This window comes from Streptomyces sp. NWU339 (assembly GCF_003143855.1).
In the GTDB taxonomy this organism is placed as follows: Bacteria; Actinomycetota; Actinomycetes; order Streptomycetales; family Streptomycetaceae; genus Streptomyces.
On record NZ_QFRK01000045.1, the window covers coordinates 23,965 to 44,906 of the forward strand.

17 protein-coding genes are annotated in these 20,942 nt (G+C 71.9%); 14 read left to right on the forward strand and 3 right to left on the reverse strand.

From position 1 onward, the window contains the following. Positions 1-332 precede the first annotated feature (332 nt). The 12 genes from DIZ27_RS34520 (at position 333) to DIZ27_RS34575 (ending at position 15,063) form a co-directional block, all read left to right on the forward strand. Positions 333-665, forward strand: a complete 333-nt coding sequence (locus tag DIZ27_RS34520; protein WP_109382377.1) for a hypothetical protein — start codon at positions 333-335, stop codon at positions 663-665. A 45-nt stretch (positions 666-710) separates the two neighbouring features. Further along, positions 711-1,022 (forward strand): pore-forming ESAT-6 family protein, encoded by a 312-nt coding sequence (locus tag DIZ27_RS34525; RefSeq protein ID WP_109382349.1) that lies wholly within the window; start codon positions 711-713, stop codon positions 1,020-1,022. A gap of 57 nt (positions 1,023-1,079) precedes the next feature. Beyond that, positions 1,080-1,469, forward strand: a complete 390-nt coding sequence (locus DIZ27_RS46120) for a DUF6507 family protein (protein ID WP_181383829.1) — start codon at positions 1,080-1,082, stop codon at positions 1,467-1,469. Next, positions 1,466-4,039, forward strand: a complete 2,574-nt coding sequence (locus DIZ27_RS34535) for a hypothetical protein (protein ID WP_109382350.1) — start codon at positions 1,466-1,468, stop codon at positions 4,037-4,039. Before DIZ27_RS46120 ends, DIZ27_RS34535 begins: the two co-directional genes overlap by 4 nt. Positions 4,040-4,050: 11 nt before the next feature. Beyond that, complete coding sequence (locus DIZ27_RS34540; RefSeq protein ID WP_109382351.1) at positions 4,051-4,920, forward strand: immunity 49 family protein; 870 nt, start codon at positions 4,051-4,053, stop codon at positions 4,918-4,920. A 73-nt stretch (positions 4,921-4,993) separates the two neighbouring features. Further along, positions 4,994-5,488, forward strand: coding sequence for a hypothetical protein (locus DIZ27_RS34545; protein ID WP_109382352.1), 495 nt, complete (start codon positions 4,994-4,996; stop codon positions 5,486-5,488). Between the two features lie 174 nt (positions 5,489-5,662). Beyond that, on the forward strand, positions 5,663-6,526 hold the full coding sequence (locus DIZ27_RS34550; protein WP_109382353.1) for an immunity 49 family protein: 864 nt from the start codon (positions 5,663-5,665) through the stop codon (positions 6,524-6,526). A gap of 14 nt (positions 6,527-6,540) precedes the next feature. Further along, a complete protein-coding gene (locus tag DIZ27_RS34555; protein ID WP_109382379.1) occupies positions 6,541-6,807 on the forward strand; it encodes a hypothetical protein in 267 nt (88 codons plus the stop codon). A gap of 16 nt (positions 6,808-6,823) precedes the next feature. Continuing rightward, positions 6,824-8,209, forward strand: a complete 1,386-nt coding sequence (gene eccD / locus DIZ27_RS34560) for a type VII secretion integral membrane protein EccD (RefSeq protein WP_109382354.1) — start codon at positions 6,824-6,826, stop codon at positions 8,207-8,209. A 21-nt stretch (positions 8,210-8,230) separates the two neighbouring features. Continuing rightward, positions 8,231-9,451 carry a hypothetical protein gene (locus DIZ27_RS34565; protein WP_109382355.1) on the forward strand — a complete coding sequence of 407 codons (1,221 nt, stop codon included), beginning with the start codon at positions 8,231-8,233 and terminating at the stop codon, positions 9,449-9,451. Between the two features lie 84 nt (positions 9,452-9,535). Further along, entirely contained in the window at positions 9,536-13,657 is a 4,122-nt protein-coding gene (gene eccCa / locus DIZ27_RS34570; RefSeq protein ID WP_109382356.1) for a type VII secretion protein EccCa, read from the forward strand. Next, entirely contained in the window at positions 13,654-15,063 is a 1,410-nt protein-coding gene (locus tag DIZ27_RS34575) for a DUF6177 family protein (RefSeq protein WP_109382357.1), read from the forward strand. Before eccCa ends, DIZ27_RS34575 begins: the two co-directional genes overlap by 4 nt. A gap of 85 nt (positions 15,064-15,148) precedes the next feature. Here DIZ27_RS34575 and DIZ27_RS34580 read toward each other — a convergent pair whose 3' ends face one another. From DIZ27_RS34580 to DIZ27_RS34590, 3 genes are all read right to left on the reverse strand, one after another. Further along, positions 15,149-15,985: a sugar phosphate isomerase/epimerase gene (locus tag DIZ27_RS34580; RefSeq protein ID WP_109382358.1), complete on the reverse strand. Its 837-nt coding sequence runs from the start codon at positions 15,983-15,985 to the stop codon at positions 15,149-15,151. Continuing rightward, a complete protein-coding gene (locus DIZ27_RS34585) occupies positions 15,982-17,133 on the reverse strand; it encodes a dihydrodipicolinate synthase family protein (protein WP_109382359.1) in 1,152 nt (383 codons plus the stop codon). The genes DIZ27_RS34580 and DIZ27_RS34585 overlap by 4 nt, the downstream gene beginning before the upstream one ends. 240 nt (positions 17,134-17,373) lie before the next feature. Continuing rightward, on the reverse strand, positions 17,374-18,525 hold the full coding sequence (locus DIZ27_RS34590; RefSeq protein ID WP_181383830.1) for a Gfo/Idh/MocA family protein: 1,152 nt from the start codon (positions 18,523-18,525) through the stop codon (positions 17,374-17,376). Positions 18,526-18,838: 313 nt separating this feature from the next. Here DIZ27_RS34590 and DIZ27_RS34595 point away from each other — a divergent pair, with 313 nt between their 5' ends. Beyond that, positions 18,839-19,885: a LacI family DNA-binding transcriptional regulator gene (locus tag DIZ27_RS34595; RefSeq protein ID WP_109382380.1), complete on the forward strand. Its 1,047-nt coding sequence runs from the start codon at positions 18,839-18,841 to the stop codon at positions 19,883-19,885. A 419-nt stretch (positions 19,886-20,304) separates the two neighbouring features. Then, complete coding sequence (locus DIZ27_RS34600) at positions 20,305-20,901, forward strand: dihydrofolate reductase family protein (protein ID WP_109382361.1); 597 nt, start codon at positions 20,305-20,307, stop codon at positions 20,899-20,901. Positions 20,902-20,942: the final 41 nt, after the last annotated feature.

Here is a 20,942-nt window from a genome sequence, read left to right on the forward strand (position 1 = left end):
CCCTCCCCTGTCAGAACCTCTCGGATCCCCCCCGGGTCCCCCCACAGAAGTCCTGACAGCAAGTACGACCCGCGGGGTGCGGGGAGGGTTGTAGGTCTTCGCGAAAAAACTTTCCCGGCCTTCGGCCGGCTGCGAGTGCGGGTACGGATACGGGTGCGGGTGCGGTGCCGGGGGTCCACGGCACCGTCGTCGCGCCCGAGCCGTGGGACGTTGTCCCCGACATGTCCGGATCACGTCACATCATGCTCAACGACGTTGCGTTCGCGACGGGTTGTGCGACAGCCTGTTCGAACAGGTTTGTGATGCGTACGTGACGCACGGGGGTGACACACGTGAAGTTCGACATGGGGTCCACGACCCTGTCGGATCTGGGCAAGAACACGGTTGGTTCGAGCACCGACCTGGGCACGCTGATCCGCATGCTCATCCAGGCGGCCGAGCCGCTGGAGGGCAAGTTCAACGGATCCGGAAAGGTCGCCTTCGACTCGTTCAAGACGCGGGCGGACGAGATCACCGCCGCGCTGAACCAGTCGCTCGGCGCGATCCTCGAAGGCCAGGGCGGTATGGACACCGCGTTCGGCACCGGTGACGTGGAACAGCAGGACAACGCCCAGAAGAACATGGGCGCGGCGAACTTCGACGCGGCCCGCTTCGGCGCGCGCTAGACCGCCGTCCGGGGCAGAGACCGACAACCACAGGGGGTTTTGACGATGGGCCAGAATCTGGACCGCCGCTCCTACGACACCGGCGCGTCGAGCGAGGTGCAGGGTGGTCTGCAAGGCATCGTCGGCCAGTTGGAGCGCGTACTGGCCGACCGCGACAAGGCCGTGAAGGCCGCCATGGCCGACTTCCAGGCCGACGGGGTCTCCGAGGAGTACCACGGCAAGGAACTGCGCTGGAACCGCGCGGCCAACGAGGTACGCAGCATCATCCAACTGGTGCGCACCACCCTCGAGGACAACGACGGGACGGCCCAGGCGACGATGGCGAAGGCGCGGGCGGCGGTCGACAACATCGGCTGACACGGGCGCGTCGGCGGACCGACGGCACACGGGGACACGGGGATACGGGGAATCCACATGACGGGGTGGGACATCTCGCCGTCGGGCGTGCATCGCGTTCTCACGAAGACGGCGGAGGCGGCCGAGGGACTCTCGGACACCGGCAAAGCCTTGCAGGAGACCATGCCGAGCGCGGCGAAGTCCGCCGGCACGGTCCAGCAGGGCGGCGTGGAGAAGAGCGGGGTCCAGGGCCCGGTCGCGGCGGCGCTGGGCGAGTTCTTCACCGCCTACCAGGAAAAGCTGATGTACGTCGCGGTGCGCACGTCGAACTCCCTCAACGGAGCGGCCACCGCGACCAACGAATACGTCAAGGGCGACCTGGACATGGCCGCGCAGGCCCAGGCGAACGCGCTGAAGGAACCGAAGATCGACCTGCCGGGGGCGGGCGGGCAACAGGGGGGCACGTGAGCGCGGGCCTGATCGACCCGCAGAACATCCCGCAGTTCACCGGCGACCTGGAGCAACTGGGCACGGACCACATGCTGCTGACGGCGGAGGCCCTCGTCTTCCGCCAGTCGGGATCCGACGTGCACACCCGCTTCCAGGGGCTGTCGGCGTGCTACACGGCACCGGAGGCGGAGCAGTTGTTCGCCACGACCGCGCCGGTGGCGGCCAAGGCGGACGAGTTCGCCGACGATCTGGAGAAGGTCGCGGCGGCCCTCAGCGCGTACGAGACGGAGATCCAGCCGCTCGTGGCCAAGCTGAAGAGCCTCAAGCGGCGTGCGGAAACCTTCCGGCACCAGATAGCGGGTGACGACGACTGGCGCGAGGACGACGACAACGTCCAGCTCAACAACGACCTGGTGCACGACGTCAACGCCACCGCGGAGGCCTTCTGGCTGGCGGAGATCGCCTGCCACAACGCGATCACCGCGCTGGTGGGCGGCTCGACGCTGATCCTCGAGGACGGCACGGACAAGCGCCTGGTGAAGCGCGGCACCAGCACCTACGGCTTCACCGCCGACCTGCTGGACCAGGCCGAGGAACTGCCCTGGGGCAGGACCGTGGAGAAGGAGCGGCACGGGCTCGACTGGCTGGGCCACCAGGTGTGGGAGTTCGGCAAGGGGTTCTTCGTCGACGGAGTGTGGGGCACGATCCAGGGCCTCGGCACCCTCGTCGGCTTCGACGGCTGGGACGCGGCGGGCGAGGCCTGGAAAGGGCTCGGCAAGCTCGCCACCGGTGTGCTCATCACCGCGGTGCCCGTCGTCGGCGTCGCCTACTGGGCGATGCCCGAGGACAAACTGCCCTCCTACCTGCGCGACTCCCGCAACGCGGTCAAGGAGACGGGCAAGGCGCTGGTCGCCTGGGACCAGTGGGGCGAGAACCCCGCACGCGCGAGCGGCGCGGTCACCTTCAACGTGCTGACCACGGTGTTCACCGGAGGCGCCGGAGCGGCCGCGAAGAGCGGCGCGGTGGCCCGCACGGTCGGCGCGCTCGGCAAGACGGCCCGGCTGGTCGACCCCATGACGTATCTGGGCAAGGCCGCGACGTTCGGCACGGTCAAGGTCACCGACCTGTTCGCCGGCCTGCGGGGCGTGCACGCGGGCGCCTACGCCGACGTCCTCTCCGGCGCGGGACGGGTCCAGCCCGACGGCAGCGTGGTCCGGGTCGCCGACGACACGCCAGTCATCCGCGACAACGTCGTGGAGTGGCCCGACGGCACCCGCCTGAACCTGGACGACGGTTCGGTCGTCCGTCCGGACGGCACGGCGGCACCGGCGAAGGTGGAACTGTCGGCGGCGGACCGGGAGTTGCTGGAGCGGAGCCTGCCGCACGAGGAGGGCGCACTCGTCGGGGCGGGCGACCGGGCAGGCGCGCACGCCGCCGGGAGCACGACGGCCCACGTCGGCGGCGACGCGACGGGGCGGGCCGGCGGCAACACGGCGGCGACCGCGCACGCCACCGACCACACCGGGGGGCGCGGCACGGACACGGTGCCCGCACGCGACACGGGCGGGCACGCGGCGGGCGGCGACCACGGGCACGCGGGCGGCGACGGGACCGACGGCGGCCGGGTTCCCGCCCAGCACGGCGGGACCGGGGGCGGCAACGGCCCTGACGGATCGCCGTCCGGCAGCAACCGCGATCCGCTGGACCACGAACGCGAGGTCATGCGCCGGCAGGTCGAGCGGGCCAACAACGACCCCCAGTGGTTCAAGGAGCACTACCGGGAGAACAACGGATACCGGCGCTCCACATCCGCCGAGGGCGGTTACGGCCAGGCCGTGCCCCAGCTCACACGCAACCCGTTCGCGCCGCCCAAGTGGATCGCGGCCAGTGACATGCCTCCTGCGATCAAGGAGGATTACATCCGGCCGGATCCCATCCCGGGCAAGGTGTCGGATCTTCCCGACGAGACTCTGAAATACCTGAACGAACAGGCCGCCAGGCGGGACGCGGCGGTCAAGGCCGACAACGCGGCGGAGAAAGTCCTCGAGGCCGCGGAGAAGGCCTACGCCGCCAACCCCACGGACGAGCTGGCCGCCGCGAGGGATCTCGCCGACAAGACACACTCACCGCTCCATGGCGACGCCAACCGGCAGAGCGAACTGCTCGGCGAGTACGCGGCCGAGCGCCACGCGATCCCGGAGCACTACGAGGGTGCGGTGCGTCTGGACGACGGGGCGTTCGGCAACAATCGGTTCGACCAGGTGTACCGGACGACGGACGGCCGGTACGTCGTCGAGGCGAAGGGGTCCACGAAGGCCTCCCTCGGGGTACGCAAGGGGCATAGTGGACGGCTGGTGACGCAGGGCACGAAGGAGTACTTCGAGACCATCCTCAAGGAAATGGAGAGGAGGGCCAAGCGACGCGCAGATAGCGGTTCCCTTGACGCGGCTCGCGCCGAGCGCACCTTGGCCATGGACCTTCGAAACGCGCTAAGTGAGGGCAAGGTGGACTACATCTTGGTCAAGGCGGACTTCAACGGACCCACATATGCTGGATACCAGATAAGGCAGTTCGACCTCACGAAATGAGAAAATTGTTCATGCACACACGCATTTCCCGCCCTCCGTCGAAGGGTAGCCATCCGAACCCGGATGAATTCCGACAAGAACTCAACGAGGAAACCCTCAGTTACATCAAGCGTCTTGAGGAATACCCGCAGAGCTTCGGCCTGACCTTCAGCAGTGCTCTGTCCAACGCCAGCCTCTTTACGCTGAGCGATCCCACTGCCGACAAGCTGGAGACGTGGGAAGCATGGGTGATGGCCATGCAGGTCGGGTCCGCGTTGTTCGCTTCGGCGACCGCACCCGAAGGCACTACCGTCGAGTGCATGATCGGCCATGAGGTGCGGACGCTCCCCGCCGTGGGGATCACGCATTTCGTAGATGCCGGTACCTGGCTGGAAGCCTTCTGGCTGGCCGTCGTCTGCCGGGACCAGGCGCGGATGTCACAGCTGTGCGAGGTGCCGATCGAGACACTGCGCGCCTCCGGCGCCGTCTTCGAGGAGTACATCTACCACTGGGTCGACACCCTCCAGACGTACTGGCTGGAGCGGCCCGGCCTCGGGGACAAGCTCGTCGCCGCGTTCGACGCGACCGACCCGGACCGGCTGCGGTTCATGGACCGCGAGATGATGCTCAAGGTCCTGTATCCGCCGATCAATCTGTTCTACCGCTTCGTCGGCCGGGATGCCGACCAGTTCAACGAGGCCCTGGTTCAAGGGCTTGAGCTTCACAAGGAGTACTGGACCGCCGACCCCGACCGCGAGGAATCCGGCGAGGGCGACATCCCCCTCGCGATTCTCGCCCTCACCTGCCTCGCCCACGACGCCGGACGCCCCATCGAGGTCGAGTCGGAGTATCTGCCCGAGCACCTGCTCAAGCGCAGCTGGCTGGGCGAATTCCCGACGTGAGACAGGTGACCGACATGACCGCTCAGGACGGGTCTGTACAAGAGCCAGCCCTCTACCGGACGTACTACTCGTGATGTACCACTTGATGGTTCGCGGCAGTGATGCGCCAACCCACCTGCCCGTGATTCTCGCCGAGGTGTTCCGTGTCACGTTGGAACAGACGGACGTGTCGGCAGAATCAGAGTGGGAGGACCGGAACTGGGATGCTGTCGTCACGTGCGAATACGAGCGCCTGCAAGACGACTTGAACTGGTCCCTGAGCATCTACGCAGCCAACAAGGTCGAGCACCGACCGTCAGAGAAGGAGCTGGCCTCGTCGGTAGCCCAGCGCCTCTCCGCGTCGGTTTTCACTTCCTGGGATGCCAAATTCCCGTGGGTCCGAAGGGTAGCCCTGCCGGACGACAGTTTCACACTGGCACGGGTGCTGCAGCCGGAGGACGACAGTCCCGCTTACGTGGTCGACGCCGCAGAATCGAGAATCCCGGATCTTCCGAATGTTCCCGTAATGAAATTCCCGGAAGCAGTGCGCGCATACAAACTCCCCACCTCGATCACCCACTCGATATGACAGTCATCAAAGCCCAGCTTGCTCTGGATTCGGGGAGCGACTGACTCACCCGTCCACTGGACCGCCGTGCGACCGGCGCGAGTGCACAGGATCTACACATGAACGATGAGCTCGAAACCTTCATGCGCACCTATCTTCATGCAGCTATGGCTTACGACATCGCCGGACCCTTCCATGACCACAGAAATCACCCGGCATAGTCTGTCGGCAGGACTTGATGCCGAACAGTTCGCTGAGCAGTTGGCCTCCGATCTGACTGACGAGATCAACGACCTTGAGGACTCATCGGAGTTGATCGACTTCGCATTCAGCTCCGGAGTGATGAACCTGCGCGCCCACTGCGTGAATGATCCTCAGGCCGAAGCAGTGGAGACCTGGGAAGCGGCGGTCAACGCGATGCAGCTGGGTTCTGCGCTGTTCGCCGTCACGGCCAAGAGTGAGGGAACAGTCGAATGCCGCATCAACGGGAAAGTGCGCGCCCTTCGGGCGACCGGCCCGCTCTCGACGGCCCGCGCGGGAACCTGGCTGAACGCGTTCTGGCTCGCCGTCATCTGCCGTGAGCCGGAGCGTATGACGCAGTTGTGTGAGGTCCCCCTGGAGCGGCTCCGGGCGCCGGAGGGGCAGTACGACGAGTACATCTACCACTGGGTCGACACCCTGCAGACGTACTGGCTGCGCCGGCCAGGACTGGTCGAGAAGCTGACCGCCGCAGTGCAGATGTCGGATCCGGCGGTCGCCCGCATCGCCCCGCGAGACCTGCTGCAGGGCATCCTCTATCCGCCGATCAACCTCTTCTACCACTTCGTACGCAGGGACGTGGAAGGCTTCAGCCCCGCACTGGAAGAAGCCCTGAAACTGCACCGCGCCTACTGGACCCTCACCGAGGAACGGCAGAAGGACATCGACGGCGCCATCGCCCTCGGCCCCCTCGCCATCGCCTGCTGGGCGTACGACGGGCACCTGCCCATCGAGGTCGAGTCGGACTACCTGCCCCAGCACCTCCTCCAGCACGATTGGCTGGGCGAATTCCCCACGTGAGACAGGTGACCGGCATGTCCGCTCAGGACTACGACAGTCAGCTTCTCGAATCCGTTTCCGTGCGGCGGCGGCGGTTGCGGGACGCCCTGTTGTTCGGGGCGCAGCGGCAACGGCGGGCCGTGGACGAGCGGGTGGGGAAGGTGATCGCCGGGATGGTGATCGCGGCCGTGCTGTGCGCGGGGTGTGTGGGGTGGTCGTTCGTTTCGAATCGGCTGATGGGGCAGAACAGCCCGTACTCTCCCGGCGTTTCCACGCCCCCCAATAGTCCTACAAGCCGGTGATAGGTTCGCGAGCGTGATGTCTACGGGGGCCTTGAGCAGGGAAACGGCCGGTGGGCCGACGGTGTTGAGCCGGGTCACGCTCGTCGGTGAGCGGCGCCGCGTCGACCTGGTGCTTCCTGCGCGGGAGCCGGTCGGGCTGCTGCTGCCCGAGGTCATGCGGTTGCTGGACGACCGTGTGGAGGGGCGGCCCGCCTCGCGTCACCTCGTCACGGTGGACGGCTCCGCGCTCGATCACGACAGCACGCTGGAGACGGCGGGCATCCGCGACGGTGCCGTCCTGCGTCTCGTCCGTGCGGAGGACGCCCCGCCCGCCCCCGTCGTGCACGACGTCACCGACGAGGTGGCGGAGGATCTCGGCCACCGGGCGTGGGTGTGGGGGCCGGCCGCGCGGCGGGTCACGGCGGGGGTCGCGAGCGTGGGCTGGGTGGTCGTCGCCGCCCTGTTCGCACGTGCGCGGTACGACAGTTCGGTCGTCGCCGGTGCCCTGCTCGCCGCCGCCGGTGCGGCCGCGGTCGCGGGCGCGGTCCTGGGGCGGGTGCGCAGGCACGGGCTCGCCGCGACCCTCCTGTGTGCCGGTGGCGCGCTCGGTGTGCTGGGCGTGTGGAGCCTGGTCGACGACCTCGGCGGGGCCTCGGCGGGTGCGCTGCGGCTCGCCGGGGTGGCTGCTGTGAGTGTGCTGGTCCTCGTCCTGCTCGGGCTGTTCACGCCGTTGGGGCGGGGCGGGCTCGTGGGTGCCGGGGCCGTGGCGCTGACCGCCGTCGGCTGGGAGGTCGTCGTCGCCGTGCAGTCCGGTGCCGGGACGGCGGAACAGCAGGCCCGTGTCGGGGCCGTTCTCGGTGTGGTCTCGGTGGTGCTGCTCGGAGTGCTGCCGCGGCTCGCGCTGATGGCGTCCGGGCTCTCCGGGCTCGACGACCGCCGGGCCGGCGGGGTCTCCGTCAGCCGCCACCAGGTGTCCGTCGCCCTGGCCGCCGCCCACCGCGGGTTGGTGCTCGCCACGATCACTCTGGCGGGGTCGGCCGCCGTGGCCGCCGTACTGGCGCTGCGGGATCCCTCCGTGTGGACGGTGCCGCTGGCCGCGGTCGTCGCGGTGGTGCTGGCGCTGCGAGCCCGGGCGTTCCCGCTGGTCGCCGAGGTGGTCGTGCTGCTGGCCGCAGCGGCGGGCGTCGCCGTGCGGTTGCTGGTGGTGTGGGCGGAGCGGTCCTCGGCCGCGGCACCGCTGGCCGTCCTCGTGGTGCTGGCGGTCCTGCCGCTCGTCGTGCTCGCCGTGCAGCCGGCCGAGCACGTACGGGTCAGGCTGCGGCGGGCCGGTGACCTGCTCGAGTCGGTGGGGGTCATCGCGCTGCTTCCGCTGCTCGTCGGCGTGTTCGGTGTGTACGGGCGACTGCTCGACACCTTCGCTTGAGGGCTTGAGGGGCGCGGCGGCATGACGAGCGGGGAGCAGGGACGGGAGCAGCCGTCGGCGCACGACGGTGGCGGTGGCGGCGACTGGCAGCGGGACGTGCTGCGGGAGTTGGGCGGTGGGGGAAGCGGCCCTTCGGATACGAGTACGGATGCGGGCACGCACACCGGTGCGGAAGCGGGGGCGGGCGCGGAAGGTGACGCGCTCGGCCCGGTGTCCCCCTCCCCCGTACCGGCCGACCGGGCCGCCGACGAGCCGGTCCCGGAGCGGCCCGCGGCGCCCGCCGCCCCCGTCCCCACCCGTGCCCCCCACCTCCCGGCGGCCCCCGCCCCCGAGTCCTCCCCCACCCTCGACCCCCGTCTCCTCCTCGCCCTGGGACGCCCCCTGCACGGCGACTCCGTGACCCGGCGCACGGGGCGGGCCCTGCGCAAGCTCACCTCGTCCGTGGCGCAGGACGTCGCCGAACAGACGCGGATCGCCCGTGAGTTGCAGCAGCCCGTCACCACGGGCCGGGTGGTGGCCGTCACCTCCATCCGTGGCGGCGTCGGCAAGTCCACCGTCTCCGCCTTGCTCGGGCGCACCCTCAACCACTACCGGCACGACCCGGTGCTGACACTGGAGGCGGATGCCGCGCTGGGCACCCTGCCGGTGCGCATGGGTGCGGAGGCGGTGCGCTGGACGTGTGCCGACCTCGCGCCGATCCTCCACCCGTCCATGCAACTGACGGACGTGACCGGCTACTTGGTGCCGGTGTCGGATGGCGGCTGGCTGCTGCCCGCGAGCCGGGGCCAGGTCGGTCCGCCGCTCGACATGACGTCGTACCGCAAGGTGACGCTGGCGCTGCGCCGCTACTTCGCCGTGACCGTGGTCGACTGCGAGACGCTCCCCGGCGAGGTGGCCCGTACCGCCATGGACACCGCGCACGCCCGGGTGGTGGTCTCGCCGGCCACCGCGGAGGGGGTGAACGCCACCCGTCAGGTGCTGGACTGGCTGGCCCGGTTGCCGCACTCCGCGCTGGCCACGACGGTCGTGGCGCTGGTGTCGGGCACCCCCGACATGCTCCTCGACGACAAGACGGCCGTCGGGCACCTCAAGGAGGCCGGGGTCACCGTCGTCTCCGTGCCGTACGACCGTCATCTGGCCGGTGGAGGTCCCATCCGCACCGACCTCCTGGCACACGCCACGCAACAGGCCGTGCTGCGGCTGGCCGCCGAGGTGATGGGGCGCGCGGTGAGGGTGCGATGAGCGCCCGGCCGGTGCGCCCAGCTCGTGTCCGCCCCATCCCTCTTCCGTCTCTTCCGTCACGACCCGCTCCGGAGAAGTCCGCCCGTGACCCTGCAGATCGTCCATCGGCCCGCCCGCAGCACCCGCCCCCCGGAACCCGCCCGGCCCCGCACGATCGAACCCCCGCCGAACCTTCCCGAAGGGAAGATCGGCAACGCGGCCACCGCGCTGCTGCCGATGGCCGGCGTCATGGGCTCCGTGATCATGATGACCGTGATCCGCAACAGCCGGTTCGCGGTGGTGGGCGCGGTCGTGCTGGTCTTCGCGCTGCTGGGCGCGGTGGCGCTGTTCCTGTCGCAGCGGGGCAAGGCGCAGCGCACCCGGCGCACCCAGCGTGAGCGCTACCTGGAGTACCTGGAGGAACTGCGGGGGGAACTCGGCGTCGCGGAGCGCCGGCTGCGGGATGCGGAGCGGGAGCTGAACCCGCCGCCGGAGGCGCTGTACGACCTGGTGCGGGACCCCGCCCGGCTGTGGGAGCGGCGCCGCCGGGACGCCGACTTCCTGCGGGTGCGGGTCGGTCTCGGTGACGTACCGGCCCAGGAGCCGGTGATCCAGCAGAGCGGCGCCGGCGGGGTGCTGACGCCGCCGGATCCGTTCATGCTCAACGAGGCGCGCGCCCTGCAGCGCCGGTTCGCGACGGCCGCCGACGTGCCCTTGACGGTGCCGCTGGACCGCGCGGGGAACGTCAGCGTCGTCGGCGACCGGGAGGACGTCCTGCGGGTTGCCCGGGCCCTGCTGGTGCAGACGGCGGTGACACACGCTCCCGACGACGTCGCGCTCGCCCTGGCCGTGCCCGGCGAGCGGCTCGCCGACTGGGAGTGGGCGAAGTGGCTGCCCCACGTGCTGGATCCGCAGGCGCACGACGGTCCGGTGGCCGCCCGCCGCATCGCGCCCGATGTCCGGCAGCTCGCCGAAGGGCTCCGGCACGAGCTGGGCCGACGCTCCGCGTACGCGGCGGAGGTGCGGCGGGGTCTGGCCGACCGGACCGCGCTGCGGCTGGCGGGCCGGCTGCTGGTGGTCGTCGACGCCCACGGCGAGCCGGCCGCCGAACTCCCCCGCCCGGACTCGGCGGTCGGGCTGGCGGACATGGGGGTCACCGTGGTGCACCTCCTCCAGGAGCAGGTGCACGAACCGGACGAGGTGAGCGTGCGCCTCACCGTCCAGGGCGAGCGGGTGGTCGTCGAGGATGTGCGCGGTTCCGCCGCCGGAGACGTACGTGGTTCCGTCGCCGAGGGCGCCACCGCACCGACCGCCGTCGCCGAGGGCGCCGTCGACCCGGTCACCGCGGCCGGGGCGGAGGGCGTCGCCCGGCTGCTGGCCCCGCTGCGGCTGTCGCCGGAGTCCGTCGCCGAGGGGAGCCCCGTCACCGGTCCGGTCGACTTCCCCGCGCTCCTCGGCGTCGCCGACCCCGCCGACCTCGATCTGCCCACCCTGTGGCAGCCCCGCGGCGAACGTGACCTCCTCCGCGTGCCCATCGGCCTCACGGACCGTCATGAGCCGGTCCTGCTGGACCTGAAGGAGTCCTCCCAGCTCGGCATGGGCCCGCACGGACTGTGCGTGGGAGCCACCGGCTCCGGCAAGAGCGAGCTCCTGCGCACCCTCGTCCTCGCCCTGGCCACCACCCACCCCCCGGAGGACCTGGCACTCGTCCTGGTCGACTACAAGGGCGGCGCCACCTTCGCCCCGTTCGCCGACCTCCCGCACACCGCCGGGATGATCACCAACCTGGAGAATCAGGCAGGGCTCGTCGAACGCGTCCACACCAGCCTCGCCGGTGAGGTCAAGCGCCGCCAGCAGGTCCTGAAGGACGCCGGCAACGTCGCCGACATCGGCCACTACGCCGTGCTGCGCGCGACGAAGAGGCCGGACCTCGAACCGCTCCCGCACCTGTTCGTCGTCATCGACGAGTTCGGCGAACTCCTCACCGCCAAGCCGGACTTCATCGACCTGTTCCTGTCCATCGGGCGCATCGGCCGCTCCATCGGCGTCCACCTGCTGCTGTCCAGCCAGCGCATCGAGGGCGGCAAGCTCAAGGGCCTGGACACCTACCTGTCGTACCGGCTGGGCCTGCGCACCTTCTCCGCCGACGAGTCCCGCACGGTCCTCGACACCACCGACGCCTTCCACCTGCCGCCGCTGCCCGGCTTCGGCTACCTCAAGGTCGACACCTCCACCTACGAACGGTTCAAGGCCGGGTACGTCTCCGGCGCCCACCGCGGTCCGGCGGCGCGTGAGCAGCGGGACGAGGAGCCGCTCGCCCTGCCCTACCCGGCGTACAACACCGCGGGCCGGGCCGAGGAGCCGGAGGAGGAACCCTCCGCCACCCGGCGCGAGACCGGCCCGACCGTCCTGTCCCTCATGGTCGGCGGGCTCGCCGGCGCCTCCCCCAAGCTCTCGGCTCCTCCCCCAAGCTCTCGGCTCCGCTCGAGCAGGGGGGACCCCCAAGAGCAGGGGGGACCCCCATCGCCCGTGCGCCGCATCTGGCTGCCCCCGCTGCCGGACGCCGTCACCCTGGACGCGGCCGCAGGACCGGTCCGGGTCTCCGAGCACGGGCTGCACCTGGCGCGTGCCACGGGCGGGATGCGGGTGCCGCTCGGTGTGCTCGACGACCCGGCCCGGCAGTGGCAGGGCCAGTGGGAGCTGGACCTGACCACGGCCGGCGGTCACGTGGCCGTGATCGGCGGCCCCCAGTCCGGCAAGACCACACTCCTGCGGACCCTCGTGCTGTCCCTGGCGGTCACCCACACCCCCCGCGACGTCGCCGTGTACGGCCTGGACCTGGTCGGCGGCGGCCTGTCGGCGCTGGCCGCCCTGCCGCACGTCGGCGGGATCGCCGGACGGGCCGACCGTGAGCGCGCGGCCCGTACGGTCGCCGAGGTGCGCGCCATGCTCGACGAGCGCGAGACGGTCTTCCGCGAGCACGGCATCGACTCCGTCGACCAGCTCCGCCGGCTCCGCGCCCAGGGCCGGCTGCCGCAGCTCGGCTCCACCGACATCGTCCTCGTCGTCGACGGTTTCGGCGCGCTGCGCGACGACTTCGCCGACCTCGACGAGCCGGTCGCCGACCTGCTGAAGCGGGGCGGCGGCTACGGCATCCACGTGGTGGCGGGCATGCTGCGCTGGAACGACGTCCGCATCGCCACCCAGTCGCTCTTCGGCACCCGCGTCGAACTGCGCCTGAACGATCCCGCCGACTCCTCCGTCGACCGCAAGCTCTCCCAGACCCTCTCGCCGGACGTGCCCGGCCGGGTGCTCACCGACGGCAAGCTGTTCGCGCAGGCCGCCCTGCCCCGCATCGACGGCTCGCCCACCACCGGCGACCTGGGCCCGGCCCTGGACGAGGCGGCCCGGACCGTCCGCGCCACCTGGCACGGCGAGCCCGCCGCCCCGGTGCGGGTGCTGCCGGCCCGGCTGCCGGCGACCCGGCTGCCCTCACCGGCCGCCGAACCGCGGCGGATACCCCTCGGCCTCGACCAGGACGCCCTCGCCCCCGTGCTGCTCGACCTCTTCGGCGGCGACCAACACCTGCTGGTCCTCGGCGACAACGAGTGCGGCAAGACGAACCTGCTGAAGCAGGTCGTCGCCGGGCTCGTCGAGCGGTACTCCGACGACGAGCTGGTCTTCGGCGTCTTCGACCCCCGCCGCGGCCTGCGCGGCGTCGTCCCGGAGCCGTACCGGGGCGGCTACGCCCACAACGCCACGCTCGCCGCCGCCCTCTCCACGGGCATCGCCGCCGAACTTCACAAGCGGATGCCGGAGACCGCCGACCCGGACGCACCCGAGACCGGCGAACCCGCGTTCCGGGGCCCGCGGATCGTCATCCTCGTCGACGACTACGACATCCTCACCACCGCCGGACAGCAGCCCCTCGCGCCCTTCCTTCCGTACGTCTCCTCCGCACAGGACATCGGCCTGCACTTCGTCCTGGCGCGCCGCGTCGCGGGTGCCTCCCGCGCGCTGTACGAGCCGCTGCTGACCACCCTGCGCGAGACGGGCACCACCGCCCTGGTGATGACCGGCGACCGCACCGAGGGGCAGCTCTTCCCCGGCCTGTACGCCTCCCCGCAACCGCCCGGCCGCGGCACCCTGGTCCGCCGCGGCCGGCGCCACCAACTCGTCCAGACAGCGCTGGCCGGAGCCGAAGAGGCCGAAGAGGAGCAGTCGTGACCAAGGACGTCATCGCCCTCACCCCGACGATGCCGGACACCTGGGCCCTGCTGGCCGGCCTGTACGCGGCCGGGCCCGAGGCGGGCGTCACCGCCGGGTCCCAGGGCGCCGTGCTGCGTCTGTGCGCCCCGGACGGCAGGACCCTCGTGTCGGTGGAGGCCCCGCTGCTGGTCCAGGTCCCCGGGGAGGCCGAACGGCTGCTCGGGCAGGACGTGCCCGTGCCGTTCTGGTGGACCGAGGCCCGGGCCTCCGGCGCCGTGCCCGAGGCCGAGCGGCTGGCGGGGTCCGTGTGCGGGCGGCTCGCCCTGCTGCTGGGCGGCAGCACCTGGCCCGAGCCGGCGGCGGGCACCGAGGTCGTGGACGTGAGCGCGGCCGCCGCGCCGGACGACGGACAGCCGGTCGTGGACGTCCTCACCGACAGCACGTCCGTCGTCCTGGCCGACCGGCCCGTCCTGGCCCTGACCACCTGGCTGTCCGAGGTGCTGCGCGGCACCTCCGAGTCGGGCCGGGCCCTGCAGATCGTCACCCCGCCGCACGTCCGGCTCAGTGCCCCGGCCCGCGCCACCCTCCTCCAGGTGCCCAACCGCTGGGTCGTCCAGGACCCGGCACAGGGCTACTACGACGGGCTGTCCGGGGCGGTGCTGCGCTGGCGGGACGGGACGTTCGCGCCCGCGCTCGGGGCGGACGGCACGGCCTCGGTCGCCGAGGCGTTCGGCCGGACGTCCCCGGCGGGTGACCGGCAGCTCGTCGTGGCGTTCCGTACGACGCTCCCCGCGCACCAGGACGCCGTTCTGGGCGAAGCACTCGAGACGGCCTGGCGCGCGCTCACCGGCTCGGCCCCGGCCGGCTGGGGCACCGCGGAACCCGTCAACCTGCCCTGGTCGCCGCGCCGGCTGACCGAACTGGCCCGTGACCGGGCCCCCGAGCCCACCCATCTGCTCGTGACGGGGCACCCCGACCGGCCCGCGCTGGCGTGGATCCGGGTGACGCGGACGACCGCCGGGATCGAGCAGGACGTGACGCTCACCCTCGGATACGGGGAGGGCGAGGAACCGCCCCTGGAGGCGATCGGACTCCTCGCCGAGACCCTCGTCGTGGAACACGGCCTGACGACGATGCTGACCTCGGTGCGGCGGGCCTCCCGCGACCTCACGACGGCGCCCGTGCTCCAGGCCCCGTCCGTCCCGGTCGCCTTCACCCTGGGTGCGCGCGACGTGCGGGGCATCGGACTCACCCATGCCCGTCGCCCGCCCGTCGGGGTACGGCCCGTCGTCCTGGGGCCCGCCTCCGAGCCGGCCCTGCACTACCCGCTGGGGGACGGGTCGGACACCGGCGCCCTCGTCGAGCTGCACCGCCTGGCGACGCATCTGCGGGCCGGTGTGCCGGGGGCGGGGACGGACGCCTGACGGCGTGCTCCGCGCACGGGACACCGCGGGCGGGACCCGGGTCACGGAGCACACGGGACCCGGGTCACCGCTCACGGCTCACGGCTCACGGCTCGACGTGCTCCGTGAACCTCCGGGCCGTCTCCGCCAGGACCTCGCGGCCGTCGCGGGCCCACAGGACGTCGTTGAACAGCTCGACCTCGATGGCGCCGGTGTAGCCGGCCGCCTCCACGTAGCCCTGCCACTCGCGCATGTCGATCGAGCCGTCGCCGATCTGGCCGCGGCCGTTGAGGACGCCCTCGGGCAGCGGGGTGGTCCAGTCGGCGAGCTGGAAGGTGTGGATGCGGTCCTGGGCGCCGGCCCGGGCGATCTGCGCGGGTGCCGTGTCGTCCCACCAGACGTGGTACGTGTCGACGGTGACGCCGACCTGCCGGGCCGGGAACCGTTCGGCGAGGTCGAGGGCCTGGGCGAGGGTGGAGACCACGCAGCGGTCGGAGGCGTACATGGGGTGGAGGGGCTCGATGGCCAGCCGTACGCCGTGCTGCTCCGCGTACGGGCCGAGTTCGGCGAGGGCGTCCGCGATGCGTTCGCGGGCGCCGCGCAGGTCCCTGGAGCCGGCCGGAAGGCCGCCGGAGACCAGGACCAGGGTGTCGGTGCCGAGCGCGGCCGCCTCGTCGACGGCGCGGCGGTTGTCGGCGAGGGCGGCGGCCCGCTCGGCGGGGTCGAGCGCGGTGAGGAAGCCGCCCCGGCACAGGGTCGTCACCGTCAGGCCCGCGTCCCGGACCAGTTTCGCGGCCGCGTCGAGCCCGTACGCCTGGACGGGCTCGCGCCACAGGCCCACGCCCGGCACGCCCAGGTCGCGGCAGGCGTCGACGAGTTCCGGCAGGGAGAGCTGCTTGACCGTCATCTGGTTGATGCTGAAGCGTGCGAGGTCGGCTGTCATGGGGTCACTCCGTACAGGTGCAGCAGGGTCCTCATGCGGTCCTCGGCGAGCTTGGGGTCGGGGAACAGGCCGAGGCCGTCGGCGAGTTCGTAGGCGCGGGCGAAGTGCGGCAGGGAGCGGGCCGACTGCAGGCCGCCGACCATCGTGAAGTGGCTCTGGTGGCCCGTCAGCCAGGCCAGGAAGACCACACCCGTCTTGTAGAAGCGGGTGGGGGCCTGGAAGAGGTGGCGGCTCAGCTCCACCGTCGGGTCGAGCAGGGCGCGGAAGCCCGCCGTGTCCCCGGTGTCCAGGACGCGCACGGCCTGGGCCGCCAGCGGGCCGAGCGGGTCGAAGATGCCGAGCAGGGCGTGGCTGAAGCCCTGTGCGTCGCCGGCGATCAGCTCGGGGTAGTGGAAGTCGTCGCCGGTGTAGCAGCGCACCCCCTGCGGCAGGCGGCGGCGCAGGTCGACCTCGCGCCGGGCGTCCAGCAGCGAGACCTTGATGCCGTCGACCTTGTCGGGGTGCGCGGCGATGACCTCCAGGAAGGTGTCGGTGGCCGCGTCGAGGTCGGAGGAGCCCCAGTAGCCCTCCAGCGCCGGGTCGAACATGGGGCCGAGCCAGTGCAGGATCACCGGCTCGGCGGCCTGGCGCAGCAGGTGGCCGTACACCTCCAGGTAGTCCTCCGGGCCGCGGGCGGCGGCGGCCAGCGCGCGGGAGGCCATCAGGATGGCCTGCGCGCCGGACTCCTCGACGAGCGCGAGCTGTTCCTCGTAGGCCGCCCGCACCTCGGCGAGGGTGCCCGAGGCGAGCTGGTCGGTGCCGACGCCGCAGGCGATCCGGCCGCCGACGGCCTTCGCCTCGGCGGCGGAGCGGCGGATCAGTTCGGCCGCGCCCGCCCAGTCCAGGCCCATGCCGCGCTGGGCGGTGTCCATCGCCTCGGCGACGCCGAGCCCGTGCGACCACAGGTGGCGGCGGAAGGCGAGGGTGGCGTCCCAGTCGACGGCGGCGGGCGAGTCGGGGGTGGTGTCGGCGTACGGGTCGGCGACGACGTGCGCCGCGGAGAAGACCGTGCGGGAGGTGAGGGGGGCTCCGGGGGTGAGGGCGAGGGGCTCGGTGCGGGATTCGTACGTCCGCAACCGGCCGTGCGCGTCGGGCAGTCGGATCGTCACTGGGAACCTCCGAGGTCGCCTCTGGCGGGAAATGGGGTTTCGCCCCAAAGGCAAGAGATCGCCCACATGGTGGCGCAAGATGACCAGCGCGCGTCGCGAGAACCAAGCACGCGCAACTCCTTTGTTTTGAAGGGCAACCGGGCAGGTTCCGTCCCGGCTGGCGCTGAGAGCGTCAGACTCGCTCGCTGAGCGAATGAGCAGCTTGAGCCAGGAATCCCCCTGCGGCAGCCGGGGGAGGGTTCAAAGCGAGATCTCCGGTACGTCGAGGCGGCGGCCCTCGGCCGAGGACTTCAGGCCCAGCTCGGCGAGCTGGACACCGCGGGCGCCGGCCAGCAGGTCCCAGTGGTAGGGGGCGTCGGCGTAGACGTGCTTGAGGAACAGCTCCCACTGGGCCTTGAAGCCGTTGTCGAACTCGCCGTTGTCCGGGACCTCCTGCCACTGGTCGCGGAAGGTCTCGGTGGCGGGGATGTCCGGGTTCCACACGGGCTTCGGGGTGGCGGAGCGGTGCTGGACGCGGCAGCCCCGCAGCCCGGCCACCGCGGAGCCCTCGGTGCCGTCGACCTGGAACTCGACGAGTTCGTCGCGGTTGACGCGGACCGCCCAGGAGGAGTTGATCTGGGCGATCGCGCCGCCGTCGAGCTCGAAGACGCCGTAGGCGGCGTCGTCGGCGGTGGCGTCGTAGGGCTTGCCGTTCTCGTCCCAGCGCTGCGGGACGTGGGTGGCGGTGAGGGCCTGGACGGAGCGCACGCGGCCGAACAGCTCGTGCAGGACGTACTCCCAGTGCGGGAACATGTCGACGACGATGCCGCCGCCGTCCTCGGCGCGGTAGTTCCAGGAGGGGCGCTGGGCCTCCTGCCAGTCGCCCTCGAAGACCCAGTAGCCGAACTCGCCGCGCACGGACAGGATGCGGCCGAAGAAGCCGCCGTCGATGAGGCGCTTCAGCTTGAGCAGGCCGGGGAGGAAGAGCTTGTCCTGGACGACGCCGTGCTTGACGCCGGCCGCGTTCGCCAGCCGGGCCAGCTCCAGGGCGCCGTCGAGGCCGGTGGCGGTCGGCTTCTCGGTGTAGATGTGCTTGCCGGCCGCGATCGCCTTCTTGAGGGCCTCCTCGCGGGCGGAGGTGACCTGGGCGTCGAAGTAGACGTCGACGCTCTCTTCGGCGAGCACGGCGTCCAGGTCGGTGGAGACGTGCTCCAGGCCGTGCCGTTCGGCCAGCGCCCTCAGCGCGTGCTCGCGGCGGCCGACCAGGATCGGTTCCGGCCACAGCACGGTGCCGTCGCCGAGGTCGAGGCCGCCCTGCTCGCGCAGGGTCAGGATGGAGCGGACGAGGTGCTGCCGGTAGCCCATCCGCCCCGTCACACCGTTCATGGCGATACACACCGTCTTGCGTGTCACGTCGTTCCCTTCGTACGCGGTCCCCGCGCGCCGCGTACGCCCCACCCGTCACGTGCCGGCCGCTGCCGCTCGACAGGAGCCGACGGCGGGTGACCGGTGACTGGCGAACGCCACAGCAAGCGCTTTCTATGTAGCTAGAAGCTAGCCTCTGAACGGCGGTCCGGACAAGACCATGGCGAATCCGACTTGTTCGAGGGGGCGAACAACGGAGCGTGGGGCCATAGGGTCTGCTCGACGGGCGGCCCCGGGAACCGCGGCGCGGGAGCCCGGCGTGGACGACGACGAGACGACCTGCGCGACCGGAGGACGAGACATGACGGTGACCCTGGCGGACGTGGCGGCCCGCGCGCAGGTCTCCCCCGCGACGGTGTCGCGCGTGCTGAACGGGAACTATCCCGTCGCCGCCTCCACCCGCGAGCGGGTGCTGAAGGCCGTGGACGAACTGGACTACGTGCTCAACGGCCCCGCGAGCTCCCTGGCCGCCGCCACCTCCGACCTGGTGGGCATCCTGGTGAACGACATCGCCGACCCGTTCTTCGGGATCATGGCGAGCGCGATCCAGTCCGAGATCGGGGGTCCGGGCGGGCGAGCGGGCGGGGAGAGGCTCGCGGTCGTGTGCAACACGGGCGGCACCCCGGAGCGCGAGCTGACGTACCTGACGCTGCTGCAGCGGCAGCGGGCCGCGGCGGTGGTGCTGACCGGCGGCGCCATCGAGGACGCCCCGCACCGGGCGGCCATGGACGCGAAGCTGCGCAAGCTGGCGGACGCCGGGACCCGGGTGGTGCTGTGCGGCCGGCCGCCGGCGCCGGACACCGGGGCGATCGCGCTGACCTTCGACAACCGCGGCGGCGGCCGGGAGCTCACCGAGCACCTGATCGGGCTCGGCCACCGCCGCCTCGGCTACATCGCCGGCCCGCGGGAGCGCACCACCACGCGCCACCGCCTCGAGGGACACCGGGCCGCGCTCGCCGCGCACGGCATCGAGGAGGACCCCCGCTGGACCGTCCACGGCCGCTACGACCGCCGGTCCGGCTACGAGGCCGCCCTCGAACTCCTGCGCAGGGATCCCGGGTTGACCGCCGTGGTCGCCGCGAACGACTCCGTCGCGCTGGGCGCGTGCGCGGCGCTGCGGGACTCCGGCCGGAAGATCCCCGACGACGTCTCGGTCGCCGGTTTCGACGACCTGCCGTTCAGCATCGACGCGGTACCGGCCCTGACGACGGTACGGCTGCCGCTCGCCGAGGCGGGGGCACGGGCCGGCCGGATCGCGATGGGCCGCGAGGAGCCGCCGCCCGGGGACATCGCGTCCATCCGGGGCGAGCTGATGGTACGGGGGTCCTCCGGGACGCCCAGGGGGTGAGCGGGGCGCAGGGCCACCCGGCCCGCTCGGCCTCTCAGCCGCTCGATACGAGGGACCGGTCACCGCGACGCCGGCGCGCGGGGCCCGTCGGGCGCCGGACGCCCAGCCACACGGGACGCGTCGGCCGCGTCGGCACGCGTCGGGCGCGTGAGGGCGCGCCGGCCGGACCGCGCCGGGCGCGGGACGCATCGGGCACGCCCGGTCACACTGGCCGCGTCTGCCGCGCCGGGGCGCGTCGGGCGCGCGGTGTTCCGGCCCCGCGGGCCGTCGGCCGCAGCGGTCGCGTCGACCGTGCACGTCGTGCGCGTCGCGGAGTTTCCGGTGGGAGCGATGAGTTCCGTCGGCGGCGTCGGTCTGCACCTCCGTCATCGCCCGAGCGAGCAGAGCGCGCAGGACGCGCAAGAGGAGCGGCAGCAGCCATGCGTATCGTGATCACCGAGTTCATCAGTCTCGACGGTGTCGTGCAGGCCCCCGGCGGCCCCGAGGAGGACACCGACGGCGGCTTCCGGCACGGAGGATGGTCGCACGCGTACTTCGACCCGGAGGTCCTCGGCGGCGCCTTCGACGCCTCGCTGGAGAAGGCCGACGCGCTGCTGTACGGGCGCCGCACCTGGCAGACGATGGCCGGGGCGTGGCCCCAGCAGGCCGGGGACCCCTTCGCCGACCGGATCAACAGCCTGCCGAAGTACGTCGTCTCCGGCACCCTGACCGAGTCCGACCTGACCTGGAACAACAGCCGGCTCATCCCCGCCGGGGAGGCCGTCGCCCGCATCCGGGAGCTGCGCGCCGCCGAGGGCGGCGACCTCGCGATGATGGGCAGCCCCACTCTCGTCCGCACCCTGCTGAGTGAGGACCTGGTGGACGAGCTGCAGCTCGTCGTCATGCCGGTGGTCCTGGGCGGCGGCAAGTCGATCTTCCCCGTCGACGGTGTGAAGCGCCCGTTCGAGCTGGTCCGGACGACCACCGCGAAGTCGGGCGCCCAGGTGTGCGTCTACCGCAGGGCCGCCGGGGCCTGACACGGACCCGCGCGGGGGATCGGGGTGACGAGGGGGAGTCG

What these genes read in the sequence shown, in the direction of transcription:
- DIZ27_RS34525 (WP_109382349.1), top strand. Translation starts at nt 711, where the DNA reads ATGGGCCAGAATCTGGACCGCCGCTCCTACGACACCGGCGCGTCGAGC.
- DIZ27_RS46120 (WP_181383829.1), top strand. Translation starts at nt 1,080, where the DNA reads ATGACGGGGTGGGACATCTCGCCGTCGGGCGTGCATCGCGTTCTCACG.
- DIZ27_RS34540 (WP_109382351.1), top strand. Translation starts at nt 4,051, where the DNA reads ATGCACACACGCATTTCCCGCCCTCCGTCGAAGGGTAGCCATCCGAAC.
- DIZ27_RS34545 (WP_109382352.1), top strand. Translation starts at nt 4,994, where the DNA reads ATGTACCACTTGATGGTTCGCGGCAGTGATGCGCCAACCCACCTGCCC.
- DIZ27_RS34550 (WP_109382353.1), top strand. Translation starts at nt 5,663, where the DNA reads ATGACCACAGAAATCACCCGGCATAGTCTGTCGGCAGGACTTGATGCC.
- DIZ27_RS34555 (WP_109382379.1), top strand. Translation starts at nt 6,541, where the DNA reads ATGTCCGCTCAGGACTACGACAGTCAGCTTCTCGAATCCGTTTCCGTG.
- eccD (WP_109382354.1), top strand. Translation starts at nt 6,824, where the DNA reads ATGTCTACGGGGGCCTTGAGCAGGGAAACGGCCGGTGGGCCGACGGTG.
- DIZ27_RS34565 (WP_109382355.1), top strand. Translation starts at nt 8,231, where the DNA reads ATGACGAGCGGGGAGCAGGGACGGGAGCAGCCGTCGGCGCACGACGGT.
- DIZ27_RS34580 (WP_109382358.1), bottom strand. Translation starts at nt 15,985, where the DNA reads ATGACAGCCGACCTCGCACGCTTCAGCATCAACCAGATGACGGTCAAG.
- DIZ27_RS34595 (WP_109382380.1), top strand. Translation starts at nt 18,839, where the DNA reads ATGACGGTGACCCTGGCGGACGTGGCGGCCCGCGCGCAGGTCTCCCCC.
- DIZ27_RS34600 (WP_109382361.1), top strand. Translation starts at nt 20,305, where the DNA reads ATGCGTATCGTGATCACCGAGTTCATCAGTCTCGACGGTGTCGTGCAG.